Origin of the sequence: Desulfuromonas sp., assembly GCA_002869615.1 — a bacterium.
In the GTDB taxonomy this organism is placed as follows: domain Bacteria; phylum Desulfobacterota; class Desulfuromonadia; order Desulfuromonadales; family UBA2294; genus BM707.
The window spans coordinates 19,642-38,743 of the sequence record PKUH01000022.1 but is presented as its reverse complement, the minus strand read 5'-3'; the positions used below and the strand labels follow the sequence as shown (position 1 = coordinate 38,743).

The 19,102-nt window shown below is 51.5% G+C and carries 15 protein-coding genes, 1 pseudogene and 1 riboswitch; of the genes and pseudogenes, 6 read left to right on the top strand and 10 right to left on the bottom strand.

Translation table 11 applies throughout. The features are described from left to right. On the top strand, positions 1 to 190 hold a 190-nt coding region (locus C0623_03515), incomplete at its 5' end, for a hypothetical protein (GenBank protein ID PLY02709.1). A 201-nt stretch (positions 191 to 391) separates the two neighbouring features. Here the strand turns inward: C0623_03515 and C0623_03510 are convergent. The 4 genes from C0623_03510 to C0623_03495 all read right to left on the bottom strand — a co-directional run bounded on the left by C0623_03510 (position 392) and on the right by C0623_03495 (position 3,398). After that, positions 392 to 1,912 carry a hypothetical protein gene (locus C0623_03510; GenBank protein ID PLY02708.1) on the bottom strand — a complete coding sequence of 507 codons (1,521 nt, stop codon included), beginning with the start codon at positions 1,910 to 1,912 and terminating at the stop codon, positions 392 to 394. Between the two features lie 95 nt (positions 1,913 to 2,007). Beyond that, positions 2,008 to 2,089: riboswitch (cyclic di-GMP riboswitch) on the bottom strand. A gap of 241 nt (positions 2,090 to 2,330) precedes the next feature. After that, positions 2,331 to 2,732 (bottom strand): hemerythrin, encoded by a 402-nt coding sequence (locus C0623_03505; GenBank protein PLY02707.1) that lies wholly within the window; start codon positions 2,730 to 2,732, stop codon positions 2,331 to 2,333. A gap of 14 nt (positions 2,733 to 2,746) precedes the next feature. After that, the gene (locus C0623_03500) at positions 2,747 to 2,959 is read right to left on the bottom strand and encodes a hypothetical protein (protein ID PLY02706.1); all 213 of its coding nucleotides are present in this window, start codon (positions 2,957 to 2,959) and stop codon (positions 2,747 to 2,749) included. Positions 2,960 to 3,038: 79 nt separating this feature from the next. After that, on the bottom strand, positions 3,039 to 3,398 hold the full coding sequence (locus C0623_03495; GenBank protein PLY02705.1) for a hypothetical protein: 360 nt from the start codon (positions 3,396 to 3,398) through the stop codon (positions 3,039 to 3,041). 159 nt (positions 3,399 to 3,557) lie between these two features. Between C0623_03495 and C0623_03490 the strand changes: the two genes are divergently transcribed. Continuing rightward, positions 3,558 to 4,133, top strand: a complete 576-nt coding sequence (locus tag C0623_03490) for a rubrerythrin family protein (protein ID PLY02704.1) — start codon at positions 3,558 to 3,560, stop codon at positions 4,131 to 4,133. Between the two features lie 59 nt (positions 4,134 to 4,192). Here C0623_03490 and C0623_03485 read toward each other — a convergent pair whose 3' ends face one another. Beyond that, positions 4,193 to 5,071 carry a transcriptional regulator gene (locus C0623_03485; protein ID PLY02703.1) on the bottom strand — a complete coding sequence of 293 codons (879 nt, stop codon included), beginning with the start codon at positions 5,069 to 5,071 and terminating at the stop codon, positions 4,193 to 4,195. A 126-nt stretch (positions 5,072 to 5,197) separates the two neighbouring features. On the opposite strand from C0623_03485, the gene C0623_03480 reads away from it, so the two are divergent. Together C0623_03480 and C0623_03475 are read left to right on the top strand one after the other, a co-directional pair. Further along, positions 5,198 to 5,785, top strand: coding sequence for a hypothetical protein (locus C0623_03480; protein ID PLY02702.1), 588 nt, complete (start codon positions 5,198 to 5,200; stop codon positions 5,783 to 5,785). 35 nt (positions 5,786 to 5,820) lie between these two features. After that, on the top strand, positions 5,821 to 6,780 hold the full coding sequence (locus tag C0623_03475) for a glutathione-dependent reductase (GenBank protein ID PLY02701.1): 960 nt from the start codon (positions 5,821 to 5,823) through the stop codon (positions 6,778 to 6,780). Positions 6,781 to 6,850: 70 nt separating this feature from the next. Here the strand turns inward: C0623_03475 and C0623_03470 are convergent, their stop codons facing one another. The 3 genes from C0623_03470 to C0623_03460 form a co-directional block, all read right to left on the bottom strand. After that, on the bottom strand, positions 6,851 to 7,552 hold the full coding sequence (locus C0623_03470) for a DNA-binding response regulator (GenBank protein ID PLY02700.1): 702 nt from the start codon (positions 7,550 to 7,552) through the stop codon (positions 6,851 to 6,853). Then, positions 7,552 to 9,228, bottom strand: coding sequence for a hypothetical protein (locus tag C0623_03465; protein ID PLY02699.1), 1,677 nt, complete (start codon positions 9,226 to 9,228; stop codon positions 7,552 to 7,554). Before C0623_03465 ends, C0623_03470 begins: the two co-directional genes overlap by 1 nt. Before the next feature lie 390 nt (positions 9,229 to 9,618). Then, entirely contained in the window at positions 9,619 to 10,956 is a 1,338-nt protein-coding gene (locus C0623_03460) for a hypothetical protein (protein ID PLY02698.1), read from the bottom strand. 305 nt (positions 10,957 to 11,261) lie between these two features. On the opposite strand from C0623_03460, the gene recQ reads away from it, so the two are divergent. After that, positions 11,262 to 13,079: a DNA helicase RecQ gene (recQ, locus tag C0623_03455; GenBank protein ID PLY02697.1), complete on the top strand. Its 1,818-nt coding sequence runs from the start codon at positions 11,262 to 11,264 to the stop codon at positions 13,077 to 13,079. A 170-nt stretch (positions 13,080 to 13,249) separates the two neighbouring features. Continuing rightward, entirely contained in the window at positions 13,250 to 14,290 is a 1,041-nt protein-coding gene (locus C0623_03450; GenBank protein ID PLY02696.1) for a 1,4-dihydroxy-2-naphthoate octaprenyltransferase, read from the top strand. Positions 14,291 to 14,369: 79 nt separating this feature from the next. On the opposite strand, the pseudogene C0623_03445 reads toward C0623_03450, so the two are convergent. After that, positions 14,370 to 17,825 (bottom strand): annotated as a pseudogene (locus C0623_03445) (pyruvate carboxylase). Between the two features lie 515 nt (positions 17,826 to 18,340). Continuing rightward, positions 18,341 to 19,102 carry a hypothetical protein gene (locus C0623_03440; GenBank protein PLY02695.1) on the bottom strand — a complete coding sequence of 254 codons (762 nt, stop codon included), beginning with the start codon at positions 19,100 to 19,102 and terminating at the stop codon, positions 18,341 to 18,343.

The window sequence follows — 19,102 nt, the reverse complement described above, 5'->3', positions numbered from 1 at the left end:
CTCAAAGTGGAAAAATCGGCCGAACCTGCGGCTGGCGATGCTGAAAAATCGCAATACCCCGGCCGTCTGGTTCACCCTGTTTCTGCCGAACCTGAAAACAACCGACCTCAATAACCTGCTTATGTCGAAACGACTGAATCCGGCACAAAAAAAACTGGTACAGGGAGAGTTGAAAAAGCGGGGGGGATAGGCCGGCCAGAGTCGATAATGACGAAATCAAAATGGCAGAAGGCACCCGGGTTCAAGCTAAAACGCCTACTCAAATATCCCCGGATGATCCAGGGAAGTGTTGCGGCAGGGTGTAATGATAAAATTGCATCGCGCGCTGTACATTTTGCTGAATTGAATACTAAAGGAACGGCTCTTCGTTTCCGAATGGTACGCGCTGTGTTCAGTTTCTGGCTTCCTGTTCCCGGGTGTTGACCGGAAAAGTAACCGTTACCAACGTAAACGTATTGACCTCACTATCTACCGTGATCGTCGCACCATGCTTTTCGAGAATATCGTGCGACACGCTCATGCCAAGCCCGGTTCCAACACCTGTTTCCTTGGTTGTGTAAAACGGATTGAAGATTTTATCCAGATGATCTTTGGGGATTCCACAACCGGTGTCCTTAACGCTCAATTGAACAAAATCGCCTCGATTGGAACTTGATGGTGTTGCCGCAATCACTATAACTTTTTCGGCGGATGGCTCGGGGAACTTTTTGTTGAGAGCATATCGTGCATTGCTCAGAAGGTTTAAAACCACCTGTTCAAGCTGCATCTGGTTACCGTAGATTTGAGGGAGATCATCGGGTACCTCAACCTCAATATGAATGCCATCGTTTTTACATAACTGAGAATGCAGATTGATCGGCTCTATAACAATGTCAATTAAATCCTGGTATGAAAACAGACCACGATCTTTCCGGGCAAAATTTAACAGATTTTCGACGATATTCGAGATCCGGCTTCCCTCTTTTATGATTTTCTCAAGTATCTGGTTTGACTTGTCATCCACATCATTCTTGTTTATCAGCAACTGGGCATAGTTAATAACCCCGTTGATCGGGTTGTTTATTTCATGAGCGACTCCGGCGGCAACTTCCCCCAGGGCCGAGAGTTGGCTCGAACGGAGTTGTGCATCCTGAAGTTTCTTCTTTTCCGTTATATCCTGAAAAAAACCATAAAGCCTTCTATTCTCCAGGTCTGGCGTACCGATAGCACGAACATTCCGAAGATTGCCTTTTGCAGTCACTATCTCAAGCTCAAGATCATAAGGTTCATTATTTTCAATTGCTCGTTGAACGGCTTCCGCAATAACCGGCTTTGATGCCACGGAATAGAAATTAATGCCATCTTCAAGGGTCGGCTCATAGTCCAGGCTGACCTCATGGATACGATGAACTTCTTCCGTCCATCGATTTTCTCCGGTATCAATATTAAGCTCCCAGCCACCTACCTTGCCGATTTTACTCGTTTCGTTGAGCAACAACTGACTTTTCCAGAGCCTTTCCTCAGCAGCATCCCTGGCAACATGCGCTTCAACCTGTTCTGTGACGTCAATAGCATAATGAAGATAAATCTCCTCGTTTATCGCAACCCAATAGGTATCGACAATACTTTCAAAAACCTTGACTCTGGGATCGTTTTCTTCGCACAGGTTTTCAAGAGATGGATCAGCACGACAAAAGGAACAATGAACACCTGCAGCTTCCCCGTTATCAAGTTTTTGTTGATGTTCTTCGGTGAGAAAAGAAGCCTGACCAAATGTTTGCCAGCAAAATTGGCCGACGACAGCGCCAGCCTCTAAAGCCAATTTGTTAGCCGCCAGGATTTCTCTGGATTGATTGATCAGCATAGCCGGATGCGGCAATGCCTGTAGCAGAGAGATGGCTAAAGGTGATTGAGTGCTCTTTGTCAGGTCCATGAATCCCCCCCGGATCAGACCTTACTGCTGGTTTGAAGAGAACGGGCCTCTTATCTACAAAAATAGCCGGGGTGTCATATGAAAAAATATTTCACAATGACAGCCCGGCTATCTAAAGTCGTTTTTAGACCCGCAGCTTTCCGTCCCTGCCTTACAACAGGTTTGGCCTGATTTTATTCAAACAGATAAGCCGTTAAAAAAAACATCGAATCAACTTAATAATGAACCTATCACGATGAAAGCAAGATTAATACATTAAAAATCAATCAGCAACAAGTAAGGTCCTTGAAGGGTCAGATCTTCACATTTCACGGTTCACTCCTACATGGAAACCAACAATATCTTTACCGGAGCATAAAAAACGGGGGCAGGATTCTATCCCGCCCTCGGCATCGCCATAATTCATTGTTGGAGAATCCTAGCGCGCTCCCTGCCCACGCAGATATTCACCGTATTTGTAATCGGTCTCGCAAATATGAGAATCAAGCCAGTCGCGCAAAAAGGAGATTAACTGAATTGAAATCCCGGTATTTCCTGACTGAAAATCTTGCCGGAAAGCTTCAACCTCTTCAGCAAATTTCCGATGCTCCATTTTATGGGCATCAACATCGGGAAAATCATAATTCCCCATCAGGATTTCCTCTGTCATAAAATGGTGGCGGGTGTAATCGACAAGACCATTCAGGGTTTCCTCCAGAACGTCCTTACCTGCGCCGGACTGCATAGCAGAAAACAAGCGGTTAATTAAGTCGACCAGAGCCTTGTGCTGCTTATCGATTTCACCAATACCAAGAACGTATTTTTCTTTCCAGACAAACATAAAGCACCTTCAAATTACTTGAAGATATTAAACAGACCGATGACCGAACAGACACCGCCGGCGATATAGAACCAGAGAACCCGGTCACCCGGGGAACCTGATATGGCGCTCGAAAGCTTGCCGCCGAACGAACCGGCTTCATTGAAACCCCAGACGATAAGAATCACACCGACGACCAACAACGCGATCCCTATAATTTTTTTCTGACCCATCCCCTTCTTCGCCATAACCACATCTCCTTTTGATTAAAGATAAAATTTGTCGGCATTGTACAGTTTTACTAAAACATGTCAATACAAGCAACGCTCACTCGGATGCGAGAAAGTCTTTGGCCTCCTCGACAGTGTCAAACAGGTGGAACTGGCGCTTGCTGAAGAGCTTGACTGTGTTCATCACAACCTTGTACAAACCGGTAATCCCGACAACAGCAGCCCGGTCGACATAAGGGGCATTACCCTGGGTCAACTCTTTCAGCTTCTGCAGAACATTATTGTCAAATTTGCCGCCACCGGCAATTGTTAATGTCCTGACCGAGCCTTCCGGGCGGGACCTTACCTGGCGGGCGCACTCGTCAATGATATCAGAGATATCCTGGGGTTTGCAGTCGGAACAGTCGAGCATATAGATTTCCCGACCTTTATGTTGAATATATCTGGATCGCTCCACAACACCCTCCTTGTTAGATGATTTATGGGACGACAAAAAGATGATTAAGCTTTCACCTTTCAGCTCAATTTGCTTATAATACACAAATTTATTCATAAAATCTAAGAAGATCATTGCTGAAAAGGATTCCGCATTGCGGGATTACCAGGGAGGAAATTCATGAGCAGTTTAAAAGGAACCAAAACAGAACATAACCTGTTGGCCGCTTTTGCAGGTGAGTCCCAGGCGAGAAGCCGTTACACCTATTACGCCGGGGTCGCCCGTAAAGAAGGGTACCGGCAAATTGAGGCCCTGTTTCTTGAAACAGCCTACAACGAACTGCAGCATGCCAAACAGTTTTTCAAGTATCTTGAAGGCGGGATGGTCGAAATTACCGCGAGCTATCCGGCCGGAGTCATCGGCAACACAGCCGAGAACCTGAAGGCAGCCGCTGCCGGAGAGAACGAAGAATGGACTGAACTTTATCCGCAAGCCGCCAAAATTGCCGACGAGGAAGGATTTCACGACGTCGCCAAAACCTTCCGGGCGATCGCCAAGGTAGAAGAAAGTCATGAAAACCGCTATCGGAAATTATTGGTGAATGTTGAAAATGGAACCGTCTTTCAGAAAGAACAATCGGTATCGTGGAAGTGTCGCAACTGCGGCTTTATCCATGAAGGGACTCATGCCCTCGACAAGTGCCCGGCCTGTGCACATCCCAGAGACCATTTCGAGATGTTTGTCGAGACATACTGACAACAAAAAGGCTGCCGAAATCGGCAGCCTTTTTTATTGAACCCGCCACCTGGGGTCCCTCAACAGATAACCTTGAACTCGTTCCACAATTCTGCTGCAACCGGCCCGGCTGTTCTGTCAAGTCGGCGGGCGATACGAATTTCAATATCGAGCGTACTCTCATAGTTTCTGATCGTTAATGGAACCAGCTTGCCTTCGGCCAGCTCTTTTTCAATCAGATGGTGCTGAAGTCGGCCCCAACCCATGCCGGCAAGCAAGATCTCCTTTTTCGTGTAGTGGTCATTGACCAGCCAGTGCCGGCCCTCTTCTATGACCCCGATTTTCTTCTCCTTCGGCAACCGACTGCTATCCTTGACGATCACCTGAACCGCCTCTTTCATGCTTTGATAAACAAGCGGAGCACCCGACTTTAATGGCGGGAATTGTGGGGACGCTACCGCGATCATCGTTTCGTGCAACATGGTCTTGGATTCCAGTGACGTATCTTCAACAAACCATGGAGAGATTGCCAGGTCGGCCTCACCCTCCTTCAGCCGACTCAAGGCGCCCCAGATGTTTTCTGCCATCAGATTAAATCGGGTTTGCGGATAGATTCGTTCAACATTTTTCAGCACCTCCAGGATCAAAGGCATCGGGCAGCTCGCTTCAATAGCAATATTGAGCTCAGGCTCATAACCGGACGCCAGGTGCTCCGCTAAAGCCGACAACTCATCCGACCGGGCGATAACCGAACGGGCTTTGCGACAGAGGGTCTCGCCGGCCGGTGTCAAACAGGCCCGATACTGATCTCTGTCAAGAAGCTGAACCCCGAGCTCATCCTCCAGCTTGCGAATCGCAACACTGACTGTCGGCTGGGTCCGATACAGAGCCTCGGCGGCAGCCAGTACGGAGCCGGTGTCCCTGATTTTCACCAGCATTCTTAATTGATCGAGAGTCATAATGTCTACCTATCATTATAGTCTAAAACTATACTTTTCATTTAATAATCATATTATCATTCTATTCTTTATCCTGCTACGGTCTATCTCAAGAAACATAAAACGATTGAATAACGGAGGCATATCATGTCCAGGAAAATATTCTTAAGCATTTTAGTACTCAGTATTTTTGCTGTTCAAACGGCAACCGCCGCGATTTACACTGTGGACGACGTTCATTCGCAAGTTCACTTCAAGGTCGCCCATCTCGTGATCTCAAATGTCCGTGGTGAGTTCACCGATTACGTCGCAACGATTGAGGCAGACCCGGAGAACCGCACGATCCAGAGTGTCAGTGCCACGATTAATACAGCATCGATCGATACGGGAAACAAAAAAAGAGACGACCATCTGCGCAGCGCCGACTTTTTCGATGTTGCCAACCATCCGCAAATGACATTTAAGAGCACCCGGGTCGTTGGCAAAGGAAATGACATTGTCGTTTACGGTGAACTGACAATCCGCGGCAATACCAAACTGGTTGAACTTCGGGGAAGCTTTGCCGGTGAAGTCAAGGATCCGTGGGGAAATGTCAAAGCCGGATTCGAAGCAACCACAACGATCAATCGCAAGGATTTTGGTCTGACCTGGAATAAAACTCTTGAAACCGGCGGCGTTGTCGTCGGTGAAGAGGTTGAGATCGGACTAGAAATCGAAGCGACGAAAGCGAAGTAGCCAACCGGCGGATTCCGCCCATCCGGAGTTGACCCATGCTGGTAAATGGCAAGTGGACAAAAGACTGGCAACCGGTTCAGGACAAGGACAATGCTGGCCGATTCTTGCGCCAGCGCTCCTCGATCCGGAACTGGGTCACTCCCGATGGGCGTTCCGGTCCGACCGGCGGCGATGGATTTCCGGCAGCAGCCGACCGTTATCACCTCTACGTCGCCCTGATCTGCCCCTGGGCTTGCCGCACCCTGTTCGTGCGCAAGATTCTCGGGCTCGAACAGACTATCTCTGTTTCGATAGCCTCTCCGGTTATGACGCCACAGGGCTGGAAGTTCGGGAGCTACCCCGGAGCGACCGTCGATCATCTGCACGATTCAACATACATGCATGAACTCTACACCCGCCAGGATCCGGTTTATACCGGCAGAGCCACCGTCCCGGTACTCTGGGACAAACAACGGGGCTGCATGGTCAACAATGAGTCTGCCGATATTTTGAGAATGCTGAACTCGGCCTTCACTGACTATTCCAATAACGCGATCGACTTTTACCCGCCGGATTTACGTTCAGAGATCGACAAATTGAACCATTTTTACTACGAAAAGCTGAACAACGGGGTCTATCGGGCAGGATTTGCAACGAGCCAGAAAGCCTATGAAGAGGCTTATGATGAAGTCTTTTCTGCTCTGGATGACCTTGAAAGAAGGCTGCAGGGAAACGGCGGCCCATTCGTCTTTGGCCGGCACCTGACCGAAACTGACGTCCGGCTGTTTGTCACCCTGGTCCGCTTCGACGTTGCCTACCATGGAATATTCAAATGCAACAAGAAAAGGATCAAGGACTATCCGAACATATCAAGGTATCTGAACAATATCTACCAATTGACCGGTGTTGCCAGTACGGTCAGTTTTGATCATATCAAAACAGGCTACTATTCCTTAAAAGACCTGAACCCGAACGGGATTATCCCCAAAGGTCCGGAGCCGCTGCCCGTTGTCTGAATGTTCACCCCAGGAACAAGAAAAGGGCCGTTTTACACCGGCCCTTTTACATGGATGAGTGGCGAACGGATTAGACCGGTCGGTACTTGTACCCGACCCCGTGCACAGTCAGCAAAAACATCGGTGCGGCCGGATCCGATTCGATCTTTTTACGCAGTTGTGCCATGTGCTGATCGAGGGTCCGGGTCGTACCGAAGTAATCAACCCCCCAGGCAGCGTTTAAAAGATCATTGCGTGACAACACTTCATTCGGGCGGCTGTAAAAAAACTCCAGCAGTTTCAGTTCACGCGCTGTCAGTTCGTTGCGCAGTTCACCGCGAAAGACCTCGTACGTTTTCCGGTTAATTTCAGACCGGCCGATCACAAATGTATCCGGCAATTGAGCGCCCGATTCAGCCGGGGTATTGGCTGATCGCCGCAGAACGGCGGCAACACGGGCCCGGAGTTCGTAAAGACCGAACGGCTTGGTCACGTAATCATCGGCACCGAGTTCGAGACCGACCACCTTGTCGATTTCCTCGCCCTTGGCGGTCAGCATCAGGATCGGCGTCCGACTGTCCTCCTTGCGGATCTCGCGGCAAACATCGTAGCCGCTCATTTCCGGCATCATGACATCGAGGATTACGAGGTCAGGTTTTGCCTCGCGATATTTATCAAGCGCCAGCTGACCATTTTCGGCAATAATAATCGAATAACCTTCTGCTTCGAGTAGGTCAACCAGTCCGACCCGGAGGCTGGCATCATCTTCAGCGATCAGGATCCGTGTACGCATCAGTTTATTCCCATCGGCAGCGACAGTTCAAAACAGGAACCCCCTCCGGCATTCGGACAGAAGGCAAGTGACCCGCCGACCCCTTCAGCCAGCTGGCGAGCAATACTCAAACCGAGGCCGGCTCCCTGTTTCCGGGTTGTCAGGGAAGCATCGACCCGATGAAATTTAGCAAAGACCTGCTGACGGTGCTGAGCAGGAATTCCTGGTCCGTTATCGCGAACCCGAACGACCACGGAGTGACTCCCGGACTGCAACTCAACCACCAGTTTTTTGCCATCGGCCGCGTATTTAATGGCATTGTCGACAAGGTTAAGTACGATTTGTTCGATAGCATCACGATCACAATCGATCGGCACAGGGACCTCACCGATTTTCCGGGACAACTGGAGGCCAACCTCTTCAAGGCGCACCAACTGGCTATCCAGAAGCTGGTGCAACAACGCCGCAAGATCGATCCTCTCTTGTGAAAACTCTTTACGCCCCTGTTCGAGACGACTGAAATCGAGCACATTATTGACCAGACGGGTCAAACGCTGGCTTTCCCGAACAATTGTTTGCAGGTAGTCATGCTGTTTTTGCTCTTGTTTGATCTTCCCTTCAGCAAGCATTTCGGCGTACATACGAATGGTGGTCAACGGTGTTTTCAACTCATGGGAAACGTTTGAGACGAAAGAAGTTTTTTGACGGGCATCACGTTGATTACGGTGCGCCTGCCAGAGAAGCAGTGATCCGCCGAACAGAATCGCAATGACAAAAATGCCGACCAGCAGAGACGAGACAAGGAAGAAACCACTCTCGGAAACGGCAGATTCGGGATTCGGGTAGGCTGAAACCTGCCAGTGCGGCAGCTCGTTGATCGAAACCCTGGCCAAAGGTTTCTGACTGGCAATTTCAACCGGTCCGACCTGATGGAAAACATTGCTGTTACCATCAACCAGGGCATAGGTTTCTCCATAGGGCGGTGAGACCGGAAAGTTACCGAGCAACCGGCTTAAAAGTGCCATCATCTCGACTTCGACCCCGATCCGTTGTGCACCGCCGCCGGAATCATACCAGCCGATAAGATGCAATCGATTGTCGGCGAACCAGTGTCGCCAGCCCCCGGAACCAAGCGGCGATTCATCCTCTTCTGCCGCGTAAGATTGACCGGCAGATGCCGTGGCCGGAGCCTGTTTGGCCAGTTGGCGCAACTCCTTGCGATCAAGCAGGATACTGCTGACCTGCTCCTGCGCTGTCGATTCGGGATAACGATCCATCGGCAGTTCAACCCAGGCAGCCCGATTGGTGAACAATGGCAGGTAGCGGCGGATAAAGCCGGCTTCTTCATCAGTTGCCGGCATTTCCGGGTCCGGATAGAGCAGACCGCGGCCCGGCGCCCAGACAAAGACATTCCGGACCAGCGGATTACTCCGTTTCCACTCCTCAAGCAGATCGGCCTGCTGCTCAAGGTTTCCGGGCGGCAGGGCTTGCATGGTTTCGACCAGTCCGTCCTTGACCTCGGCGATCGCCAGATCGATATTGCCGGCGATGGCGGCAATCCGATCCCTGGCTGTCGCCCTGGCTGACTCTTCGAGTCGGCTCTCCTCACACTTGAGCAGGTAAAGTGCGCCGACCCCCAACAACAGGGTCGGGATCAGCAGCAGAAGCCAGGATGTGATCAGTCTGAATCGGGTCATTAAAAAAACCTTGGAATCAAATAACCTTAACGCTCGTTCGCTTCGCTCACTCAAGACGCCAAGGCGCAAAGGAAATTCAAATTCGTTTTAACGGAGAGGCGGAGAGAGATGAAAATCATCAATATCATCACCAAGACACGGAGACACCAAGGAAAACAAAATAAAGTATACCTCTCTGCGCCTCAGCGTCTCTCCGTTAAAATGCTTTGGCATTTAGCATTGCTTAAACTTTGCGAACTTTGCGTCTTTGCGTTAAACCAGCTTTAAAGCTTTTATTCTCACGCCCGTTCGCTTCGCTCACTCAAGTCGCAAAGGCGCCAAGGAAGTTCATATTCCCTTTGCGTTAAATACGTCCGGAGCAGGTATCCCAGCCCCGGACATCATAGCAGATCAATAATCTTTTTGCTGCTTGCGGACCTTGTAGCTTTCGGACCGGATCGATTTCGGGACTGAAGGAGCCATGCTCGGTGCGGCAAAGACCTCTTCATCTTCCGCAAGCTCTTCCTCGGCCTCTTCGGCAATATCGTCAAACCCGAGAGCCTGGCTGCGCGAGGATATCTCGGCTTTCTTTTCTTTTAACTGCTGCACCGCTTCATCCTTCTTGCCGGCGTTGTAGAGGTCAAGCGCCTTGTCGCGCGCTTCGGCGAGCTCGTTTTCAACCACGGCCTTCTGTACCGGCTTGTTCGCCGAGCGTCGCACGTCATCAAGGCTCTTCGAGAAACGGACCGAGGCGACCGACATCGAACGTTCCGGCTTGTTGGTCAGGGCGTTCTCATAAGAACAACGGGCATCAGCAATCTTCTGTGTCGCATTCTCTCGACCCGGTTCTACCATGACTTCAATCAATGCATACTTTTCCTGCCCACCATAGAGTTGATTCAGATGAATCTGCACCTGGTTGCCACGAATCCGTCCGTCACGGCCGATAATACGGAGCGGCCGAACCCCGTTCGGGCAATCAATCTCAATAATAACCTTGCGGGCGGCGACCGAGAGGACATCTCCAAGTTCAGCCGCGAAGATGCGCGGCAGATCACGGCTCGATTCAACAAAATAGTGGTTGCCGTCGCTGCGGTCAGCCAGTTGAGACATCAGATCCTCGTTAAAATCGGTGCCGATACCGATAGTCGTGACCGAAATCCCTTCCTTGATCAGGGCAGCACCCAGGCGGGCGAGATCAGCCGGCTGACTCGGACCAACATTGGCGAGGCCATCGGAGAGCAGCACCACCCGGTGCACATGAGAACGATGTAAATTCTTGCGCACTTCAGCCGCTCCCTGACTGACTGCGCCGTACAGCGCGGTGTTGCCGCCGGTACCGATACTGCGGATGCGCGATTCGATCCATTCAGTATTGGCCGCACTCTGCGGCGGCACCAGAGTCTGAACATTATGATCGTAAACAACCAGGGAAAAGAGATCCTGCGGCCCGAGTCGACGCAGCGCAGTAATGGCCGCCTCACGCGCTTTATTAATTTTCTGTCCCGACATTGAACCGGACCGATCCATAACCAGGGTCAGGTTGACCGCCGGCCTGTCAGTCTCGACCGGGATAGCCGGCACATCGAGATTCACCTTGATGACGGTCCTCTGCGCCTGCCCGGCCGGCAAAACAGTCCGGTCGAGGCTCAGATCGCATTCGACCAGTGGCCGTGCCTGCACCGGTACCACCAAAAACAGGGCGGCAATAATCAGGATCGGGCTGAGAATTCTTTGTGTCGTTTTCATGAATCTTTCCTCCTTACGTTTGCTGTGAGTTGTGAGTCGCCAGGTTTGTTCAAGTTGGCCCCAGTCAATCACGTCTCACAGCACACGTCGTCATGCGGAGGTCAAAGATTTGTAAAATATTTGTAAAGCAGGATAACACAGTTGGCAGTTGACAGTTTCTACAAGATTTTTCCTGGCGACTGATAACTGTCAACTGTTTACTAATATTTATTCATCGAGCCCTATCACTATTGACTTCAGTCAGGTTATACTGCGAAACCGAATTTTCAAGATTCATGCGAATCAATCAAGAGTTAAAGATCGTAATGGAAAAACATATCCCGACCGAAAACAACAACGCCAAAGAGATTCTGCAACAGACTTTCGGCTACCAGGAATTTCGCGAATATCAGGAACAGATAATCGACCAGGTCGTTGCCGGAAACGACGTCTTCGTGCTGATGCCGACCGGGGGCGGTAAATCAATCTGTTACCAGATACCGGCCCTGCTGCGTCCCGGCGTCGGAATTGTCGTCTCCCCCCTGATTTCATTAATGAAAGACCAGGTTGATGCCCTGGTTGCCAATGGCGTACGGGCAGCCTGCTACAATTCCTCGTTGAAAGCGGCTGAAGCGCGGCAGGTGCTGGCGCAACTGCACGCCGGTGAACTTGACCTGCTTTATGTTGCGCCGGAGCGACTCTTGAACAATGGTTTCAGGAAAAGACTGGAGGAACTCGAGATCGCCCTTTTTGCCATTGATGAAGCTCACTGTGTTTCCCAATGGGGGCATGATTTCCGTCCCGAATATATCCAGCTTGGTTCCCTCAGGCAGCAGTTCCCCGAAATACCGATGCTGGCACTCACGGCAACCGCTGAAAAACAGACCCGCCGCGATATTCTGCAACGACTGAGTCTCAACAAACCACTCCAGATATGTGCCAGCTTTGATCGGCCGAATATCCGTTATACCCTGATCGACAAAAAAAAACCGGCCGAGCAGCTGCGGCGATTTCTCTCCGGTCGGCAGGAGGAATCGGGCATCGTTTACGCCTTGAGCCGTAAACGGGTGGAAAGTATTGCCGCAAAACTTCAGGACGACGGGTACAAGGCTGCGGCTTACCATGCCGGGCTCAACGCCGAGACCCGTCGAACGGTTCAGGAACAGTTTCTGCGTGATGATATACAGATCGTCGTCGCCACGGTTGCCTTTGGTATGGGAATCGATAAACCAAATGTTCGTTTTGTCGTGCACTACGACCTCCCGAAGAATATCGAAAGCTACTATCAGGAGACCGGCCGGGCCGGGCGTGATGGCCTGCCAGCCGAAGCCTTGTTGCTCTTCGGCTATGGTGACATCGCCCTCTCCCGGGGGTTGATTGAACAGGGGGGCAATCCGGAGCAGAACCGGATTGAAATTCAGAAATTGAATGCCATGGCCGCTTTTGCCGAATCCGGCACCTGCCGTCGCCGTGCCCTGCTTGGCTACTTCAGTGAACAACTCGGAGAGGATTGCGGTAACTGTGATATCTGCCTTGACCCGCCGGAATCATTTGATGCGACGGAGGATGCCCGCAAAGCTCTCTCCTGTGTGTTCCGCGTTGGCCAGCGTTTCGGCATCGGCCACGTTGTTGATGTATTACGTGGCGCCAAAACAGAACGAATCTACTCGCTGCAGCATGAAAAACTCTCAACCTGGGGTATTGGCAAAGACCAGAATCAGGATCACTGGAGCCACCTGTTGCGACAACTGATCCACCTCGGCTACCTCGAACAGGACATGGCCAACTATTCGATAATCAAACTGACTGAAGCCGCCCGGCCACTTTTACGTGGTGAAAAAAAACTGTCATTAAGCCGATTGCGGGTCAAACCCGAACGCAACAAGAAACCAGCTCGTAAAATTGCAGGTATCGAATACGACGAGGATCTGTTCCAGTTACTGCGCGCCAGGCGCAAACAGATCGCCGATCGTGACGGCGTGCCGCCTTATGTCGTTTTCGGCGATGGTTCACTTGCCGAGATGGCGGCGACCCTGCCGACCAACCGAGAAGATATGCTCGGCATTAATGGAGTGGGTCAGACCAAGCTCGAACGCTATGGCGATGAATTTATCGATGAAATTATCGAGTATATGTGCAAATAAGGCTCCTGAAAGACAGCTGCGGCTTAAAACAAGTTGCGAATAAGTCCTGAAAATATCACGCCGGCAACTTTTCACTGCAATCAATCCGGGTTCCAATCCCCCCCCGACCTATTCAGGTCCTAAATCTCTACAATCATGAAACTGCGCATGACTCTCGTGAAAATGAGCCGATGCAGTTGCATTCACAAGGATTCGGCCTAAAGTTAAATATCTCTAACATTATGGAGGGCAAAATGGATCCAATGCATCTATCTGCGTCTTCATCCGAACAGATCATCAACAACAATCACGCACATGCAGAAAATACTGCAGTAACCGGAAACATCCTGCTCGGCATCTGGCGCCTCATCGACCCGAAAATCAGTCTTGCATCGATATCCTCCATATTCCTCGGTACCTGCATTGCTGCATCTGTCGGCTCGATTCACTGGGGATGGCTGGCATTAACGGTGGCAGGTATATTTTTCCTGGAAGCGGCCAAGAACGCTTCGGGAGAAGTTTTTGATTACGAAGCGGATATGGGAGTCAACGATGAGGATCAAAGCCCATTTTCGGGAGGAAAACGGGTTATTGTCGATGGCCTTATGACCAGCCGACAAACCTTCGCCGTCGCCGCTCTCTTCTATCTGCACGGTATCGCCGCCGGATTTGTGATCACTTTCTACCGTGAGCCCCTTATTTTTGTAATCGGCTTGATCGGTGTTGGTCTTGCCTATTTCTACAACGCACCACCGGCCAAACTCTCCTACCGCGGATTTGGTGAACTGGCCGTCGCCGTCACCTATGGACCACTGATCTGTTGCGGCACCTACCTGGTGCAAAGACACACGTTGCCAACAGATGTCATCCTGCTTTCACTACCGCTCGGTATCCTGATAGCTGCCTTTCTGGTGATCAATGAGTTTCCGGACCGCAACGCCGACCTCGCCGCCGGCAAGAAGAATCTCGTTGTCAGGTTAAGTCGAAATAGTGCCGAATGGTTATTCATGACAATGATAATTGTAGCGTACCTGTTGTTGCTTGTTCTTCCGGTTGTCGGTCTCAATGAAGGAATAAGACTCGGCATAATCGGCATGCCGTTCGGCATCATGGCCGCGATCAGGCTGATGCAAAAAAATAAAACAACGGAAATTATTCCAGCTCAGAAATGGACATTAATCAGCTTTGTTTTGGCCGCGCTGGGGAGTGGGCTCGGGTTGCTCATTACCTGAAATTAAAAGCGGGGACAGAATCGATTCTGTCCCCGCTTTTGCAGTATTGGTTACTACCAACTCGTCAAAGTTGCCAGCCTTACTCCATCATCACCAGAAGATCGCCCTGATCGACCTGGGCTCCTTCACCGAACCTGAGGTCGGCAATCACCCCGTCCTTTTTCGCCTTGACGTTGGTTTCCATCTTCATTGCCTCGGTGGTCAACAGGGTCTCACCTGCCTTGACCGCATCGCCGACAGCGACCAGTAGCTTGAAGATCTTGCCCGGCATCGGCGCGCCGACCTGCCTCGCATCGTCCGGATCGGCCTTCTGGTGCGCCTCTTCACTCGATTCAACCGAGTTGTCGCGAATCACGACAACGCGTGGCTCACCGTTGAGCTCGAAGTAGATGTTGCGGGTGCCGTCATCCTGAATTCGTCCAATGGCGTTAAGTTTGATAATCAGGGTCTTGCCTTCTTCGATCTCGATGTAGGTTTCATCTCCCGGTTCAAGACCAAAGAAAAATACCGGCGTCGGCAGAACCGAAGTATCTGAGAATTCCTGACGGAAACGGTAGAACTCCTCGAAAACACCGGGATAAAGGACTGCCGAGAGGAGATCACGATCAGGAACCTGGTGGCCGAGTTTTTTCTCGAGTTCTTCCTTCTTGGCATCGAAATCAATCGGTTCGAGCATTTCACCTGGACGACAGGTCAACGGCTGTTCACCCTTGAGGATAATCGCCTGCAGCCGCTCCGGAAAACCACCGACCGGCTGACCAATCATACCCTTGAAGAAATCAATGACGCTTTGCGGGAAGGCCAGATCCTCGCCCCGTTCGAAAACATCCTCCGGCTCAAGATTGTTCTGGACCATGAACATCGCCATGTCACCAACAATTTTCGATGACGGGGTGACCTTGATGACATCGCCGAACATGAAATTAACCTTTCGGTACATCTCCTTGCATTCTTCCCAGCGGTGGCCGAGTCCGAGCCCCTCGACCTGCGGCTTGTAGTTCGAGTACTGACCGCCGGGAATTTCGTGATGATAAACCTGGGCGGTGCCGCTGCGCAGCTCCGATTCGAACGGAGCATAATAGGTCCGAACCGTCTCCCAGTAGTTGGCGAGCTTCTGCAGTCCTTCGTTATCGAGTTGCGGATCCCAGATACTCCCTTCAAGTGCTGCCAGCAGCGAGTTCATATTAGGCTGGGCAGTCAGGCCAGACACCGAGGAGATTGCCGTATCGACGATATCGACCCCGGCCTGGGCCGCCATCAACAGCATCGCCCCACCGTTGCTCGACGTATCGTGGGTATGCAGGTGAATCGGTATACTGATCTCCTGTTTGAGCGCCTTCACCAGTTTTTCGGCGGCAAACGGCTTGAGCAATCCGGCCATATCCTTGATTGCCAATATGTGGGCACCCATTTTTTCAAGCTCTTTGCCGAGATCGACATAGTATTTGAGCGGATATTTGTCACGCTTCGGATCGAGGATATCACCGGTGTAGCACATTGCCGCTTCGCAGACGGCGTCGGTTCGCTCGCGGACCGCTTCCATGGCAACCTGCATTCCCCTGGTCCAGTTGAGCGAGTCGAAAATCCGGAAAACATCGACCCCGACTTCGGCCGCCTTGACGGTAAAATCCTGGACGACGTTATCGGGATAATTTGTGTAGCCGACGGCGTTGGAACCACGCAGCAACATCTGGAACAGGATGTTCGGCACCTTTTTGCGCAACCGCTCGAGACGCTACCAGGGATCTTCCCGCAAAAAGCGCATGGAGACATCATAGGTCGCACCGCCCCACATCTCGAGCGAGAAGAGTCCGCCGCCGAGGTGAGCCGTGGCGTGGGCGATCTTGTCGAGATCTTCGGTCCGGACCCGGGTCGCCAGCAGCGACTGGTGAGCATCACGCCAGGTGGTATCGGTCACCAGCAGTTTTTTTTCGTCAAGCACCCACTTGGCCAGCCCTTCAGGCCCCTTGGCAAGCAGGATGTCACGGGTGCCGCGAGGATGGGCCTGGCCGTATGCAACTGACGGAATGTCGGCCTCGCGCAAGTTGCGGAACCGCAGCCGTTTCTCAGGAGAGATACCCGGGTAGCCATTGACCGACACATCGCCGATAAAGCTGAGAATCTTGTTGGCGCGATCTTTCTTTTCGCGAAGTTCAAACACTTCCGGGTGCTTCTCGAGGAACGAGGTGTCACATTTGCCATCAAGGAACACCGGATGGGTAATCACCTTTTCGAGGAAGCCGATGTTGGTCTTGACGCCACGGATCCGGAACTCCTGTAACGCCCGGTGCATGGTGCGTGAGGCATCGCCGAAGGTCAGGCCCCAGGTTGAAATTTTGACGAGAAGCGAATCGTAATGCGGGGTTATGATCGCCCCGGCATAACCGGCGGCGGCATCGAGACGAACCCCGAAACCGGCGGCGGTCCGGTAAGCCTTGATCGTTCCATAATCGGGCGCGAACTGGTTATTCGGATCCTCGGTGGTGATTCGCGACTGGATGGCGTAGCCACGCAGTTCGATGTCCTTCTGGCTCTTGATGCCAATCTCCGGATCGGAGAGCTTGTAGCCTTCGGCAACGCGAATCTGCGCCTGCACCAGGTTGCGCATCGTCACCAGTTCGGTAACGGTATGCTCGACCTGGATACGCGGATTGACCTCGATGAAGTAGAAGTTGCCTTTCTTGTCCATCAGGAATTCGATCGTGCCGGCGTTGACGTAATTAACCTGCCCGGCAATCTTCATCGCGAAGCCGCATAACTCTTTCCGCTTTTTGTCGTTCAGGTAGAGCGACGGCGCAATTTCGATGACCTTCTGATGACGCCGCTGGATCGAGCAGTCGCGCTCGTAGAAATGAACAACATTGCCGTGAGTGTCACCGAGGATCTGCACCTCGACATGCTTCGGATTCTCGATGTACTTCTCGATGAAAACAGCATCATTACCGAACGCCGCTTTGGCTTCCGAGGCGGCCGACTTGACCCCTTCGAGCAACTCTTTCTGGTTATAGGCTACCCGCATGCCTCGCCCGCCACCACCGGCTGAGGCTTTGACGATAACCGGGTAACCGGCCTCCTTGGCAAAGATCAGTGCCTCTTCATCGGTCTTGACCGGCTCTTCGGTTCCCGGCACCACCGGTACCCCGGCTGCCAGCGCGACTTCACGACCGGCAACCTTGTCGCCGAGTCCGCGCTGGATATCAGCGCCCGGGCCGATAAAGGTAATTCCGGCCCGCTCGCAGGCCTCGGCAAATTCGGCATTTTCCGAAAGGAACCCGTAGCCGGGATGGATGGCATCAACATCCTTGCGCCGCGCCAGATCGATAATTTCATCGATCGACAGGTAGGCATCGATCGGCCCCTTCCCCTTGCCGACCAGGTAGGCTTCATCGGCCTTGTAACGATGCAGGGAGAGACGATCCTCTTCCGAATAGATGGCGACGGTACTGATACCGAGCTCGGTACAGGCCCGGAATATCCGGATGGCGATCTCGCCCCGGTTTGCCGCCATAATCTTCTTGAATTTCTTGACAGCCATGCAACCTCCTCCAGAAAGCAGCTGTTTTTATTGTAAATCTTGATTGGGCCAGGCATCGGCTTGTACGACTTTCCCCGGTCGTCAATGCAGCTTCAGCCTGATCAAAAATTCCCCGAAATATTTTAGTAAAAATGAATTTTTATAATAAAATTAATAACTTACACCCCATGCAGGGGAGCCCATATAATCAGAAAACAGCAATTAATGTCAAGATAAAATATCGTTCTATTTTGTAACCTGCCGGAATCACGGAGCTTTTTAGACCTTTTTTCACAAGAAATGCGATATAGCGCAGAGGCTTATCATGTCTATGACAGGCGCCGCCAGCAACCCGGTATATTTGAAAAGAAACCAGACTTAAAGGAGAGGGATCAAAAGGGAGAGATAAAAGGATTATGGTTTTTTGAATTTTTTCTTATTTATGCCTCTCTCAGCGCCTCTGCGTCTCTCCGTTAAAACTGCCTTAAAGATTTTATTCTCACGCAGTCTGCTCAAGGTGAAACCGACACTTGACTTTACTTGTCTTTGTCCTGAATAAACGGCTTCAGCAAATCGATCGGCAACGGGAACAGTATGGTCGAGTTCTTTTCCGCCGCAACTTCGGTCAAGGTCTGCAGAAAACGGAGCTGCAATGCGCTCTCCTGCGCCGAGATAACCTTGGCCGCTTCAGCCAGCTTCTTCGACGCCTCGAATTCGCCGGCAGCGTGAATAATCTTGGAACGTCGCTCCCGCTCGGCCTCTGCCTGCCGTGCCATTGCCCGCTGCATGTTCTCCGGCAGGTCGATGTGTTTAACCTCGACATTGGAAATTTTGACTCCCCAGGCATCGGTCTGACGGTCAAGGATGGTCTGCAGCTCCTGATTGATTTTGTCGCGGTGAGTCAGCAGCTCGTCGAGTTCCGACTGGCCGAGCACCGAACGGAGGGTGGTTTGAGCAAGCTGGCTGGTCGCGTAGAGATAATTCTCCACTTCGATCAACGCCTTGTCAGGTTCAACCGCCCGAAAGTAGAGGACGGCATTGACCTTAACCGAAACATTATCCTTGGTAATAATGTCCTGCGGCGGTACGTCCATCGCCACTGTCCGGAGCGGGACTTTCACCATCCGGTCAATGACCGGAATAATGAAACGGAGTCCCGGACCTTTGATCCCGGCGAACCGCCCGAGACGAAAAACCACGCCCCGCTCATACTCGACTAGAATCCGGACTGCACTGCCGATAATCACGAGCACCAGAGCGATAACGATCGCCCATCCAATGAATCCGACTGGTATCAT

Bases quoted from the DNA above. Each gene is read 5' to 3' on its own strand.
- C0623_03510 (PLY02708.1), bottom strand. From the start codon at position 1,912: ATGGACCTGACAAAGAGCACTCAATCACCTTTAGCCATCTCTCTGCTA.
- C0623_03505 (PLY02707.1), bottom strand. From the start codon at position 2,732: ATGTTTGTCTGGAAAGAAAAATACGTTCTTGGTATTGGTGAAATCGAT.
- C0623_03500 (PLY02706.1), bottom strand. From the start codon at position 2,959: ATGGCGAAGAAGGGGATGGGTCAGAAAAAAATTATAGGGATCGCGTTG.
- C0623_03490 (PLY02704.1), top strand. From the start codon at position 3,558: ATGAGCAGTTTAAAAGGAACCAAAACAGAACATAACCTGTTGGCCGCT.
- C0623_03485 (PLY02703.1), bottom strand. From the start codon at position 5,071: ATGACTCTCGATCAATTAAGAATGCTGGTGAAAATCAGGGACACCGGC.
- C0623_03480 (PLY02702.1), top strand. From the start codon at position 5,198: ATGTCCAGGAAAATATTCTTAAGCATTTTAGTACTCAGTATTTTTGCT.
- C0623_03475 (PLY02701.1), top strand. From the start codon at position 5,821: ATGCTGGTAAATGGCAAGTGGACAAAAGACTGGCAACCGGTTCAGGAC.
- C0623_03470 (PLY02700.1), bottom strand. From the start codon at position 7,552: ATGCGTACACGGATCCTGATCGCTGAAGATGATGCCAGCCTCCGGGTC.
- C0623_03465 (PLY02699.1), bottom strand. From the start codon at position 9,228: ATGACCCGATTCAGACTGATCACATCCTGGCTTCTGCTGCTGATCCCG.
- C0623_03460 (PLY02698.1), bottom strand. From the start codon at position 10,956: ATGAAAACGACACAAAGAATTCTCAGCCCGATCCTGATTATTGCCGCC.
- recQ (PLY02697.1), top strand. From the start codon at position 11,262: ATGGAAAAACATATCCCGACCGAAAACAACAACGCCAAAGAGATTCTG.
- C0623_03450 (PLY02696.1), top strand. From the start codon at position 13,250: ATGCAGTTGCATTCACAAGGATTCGGCCTAAAGTTAAATATCTCTAAC.
- C0623_03440 (PLY02695.1), bottom strand. From the start codon at position 19,102: ATGATACCAGTCGGATTCATTGGATGGGCGATCGTTATCGCTCTGGTG.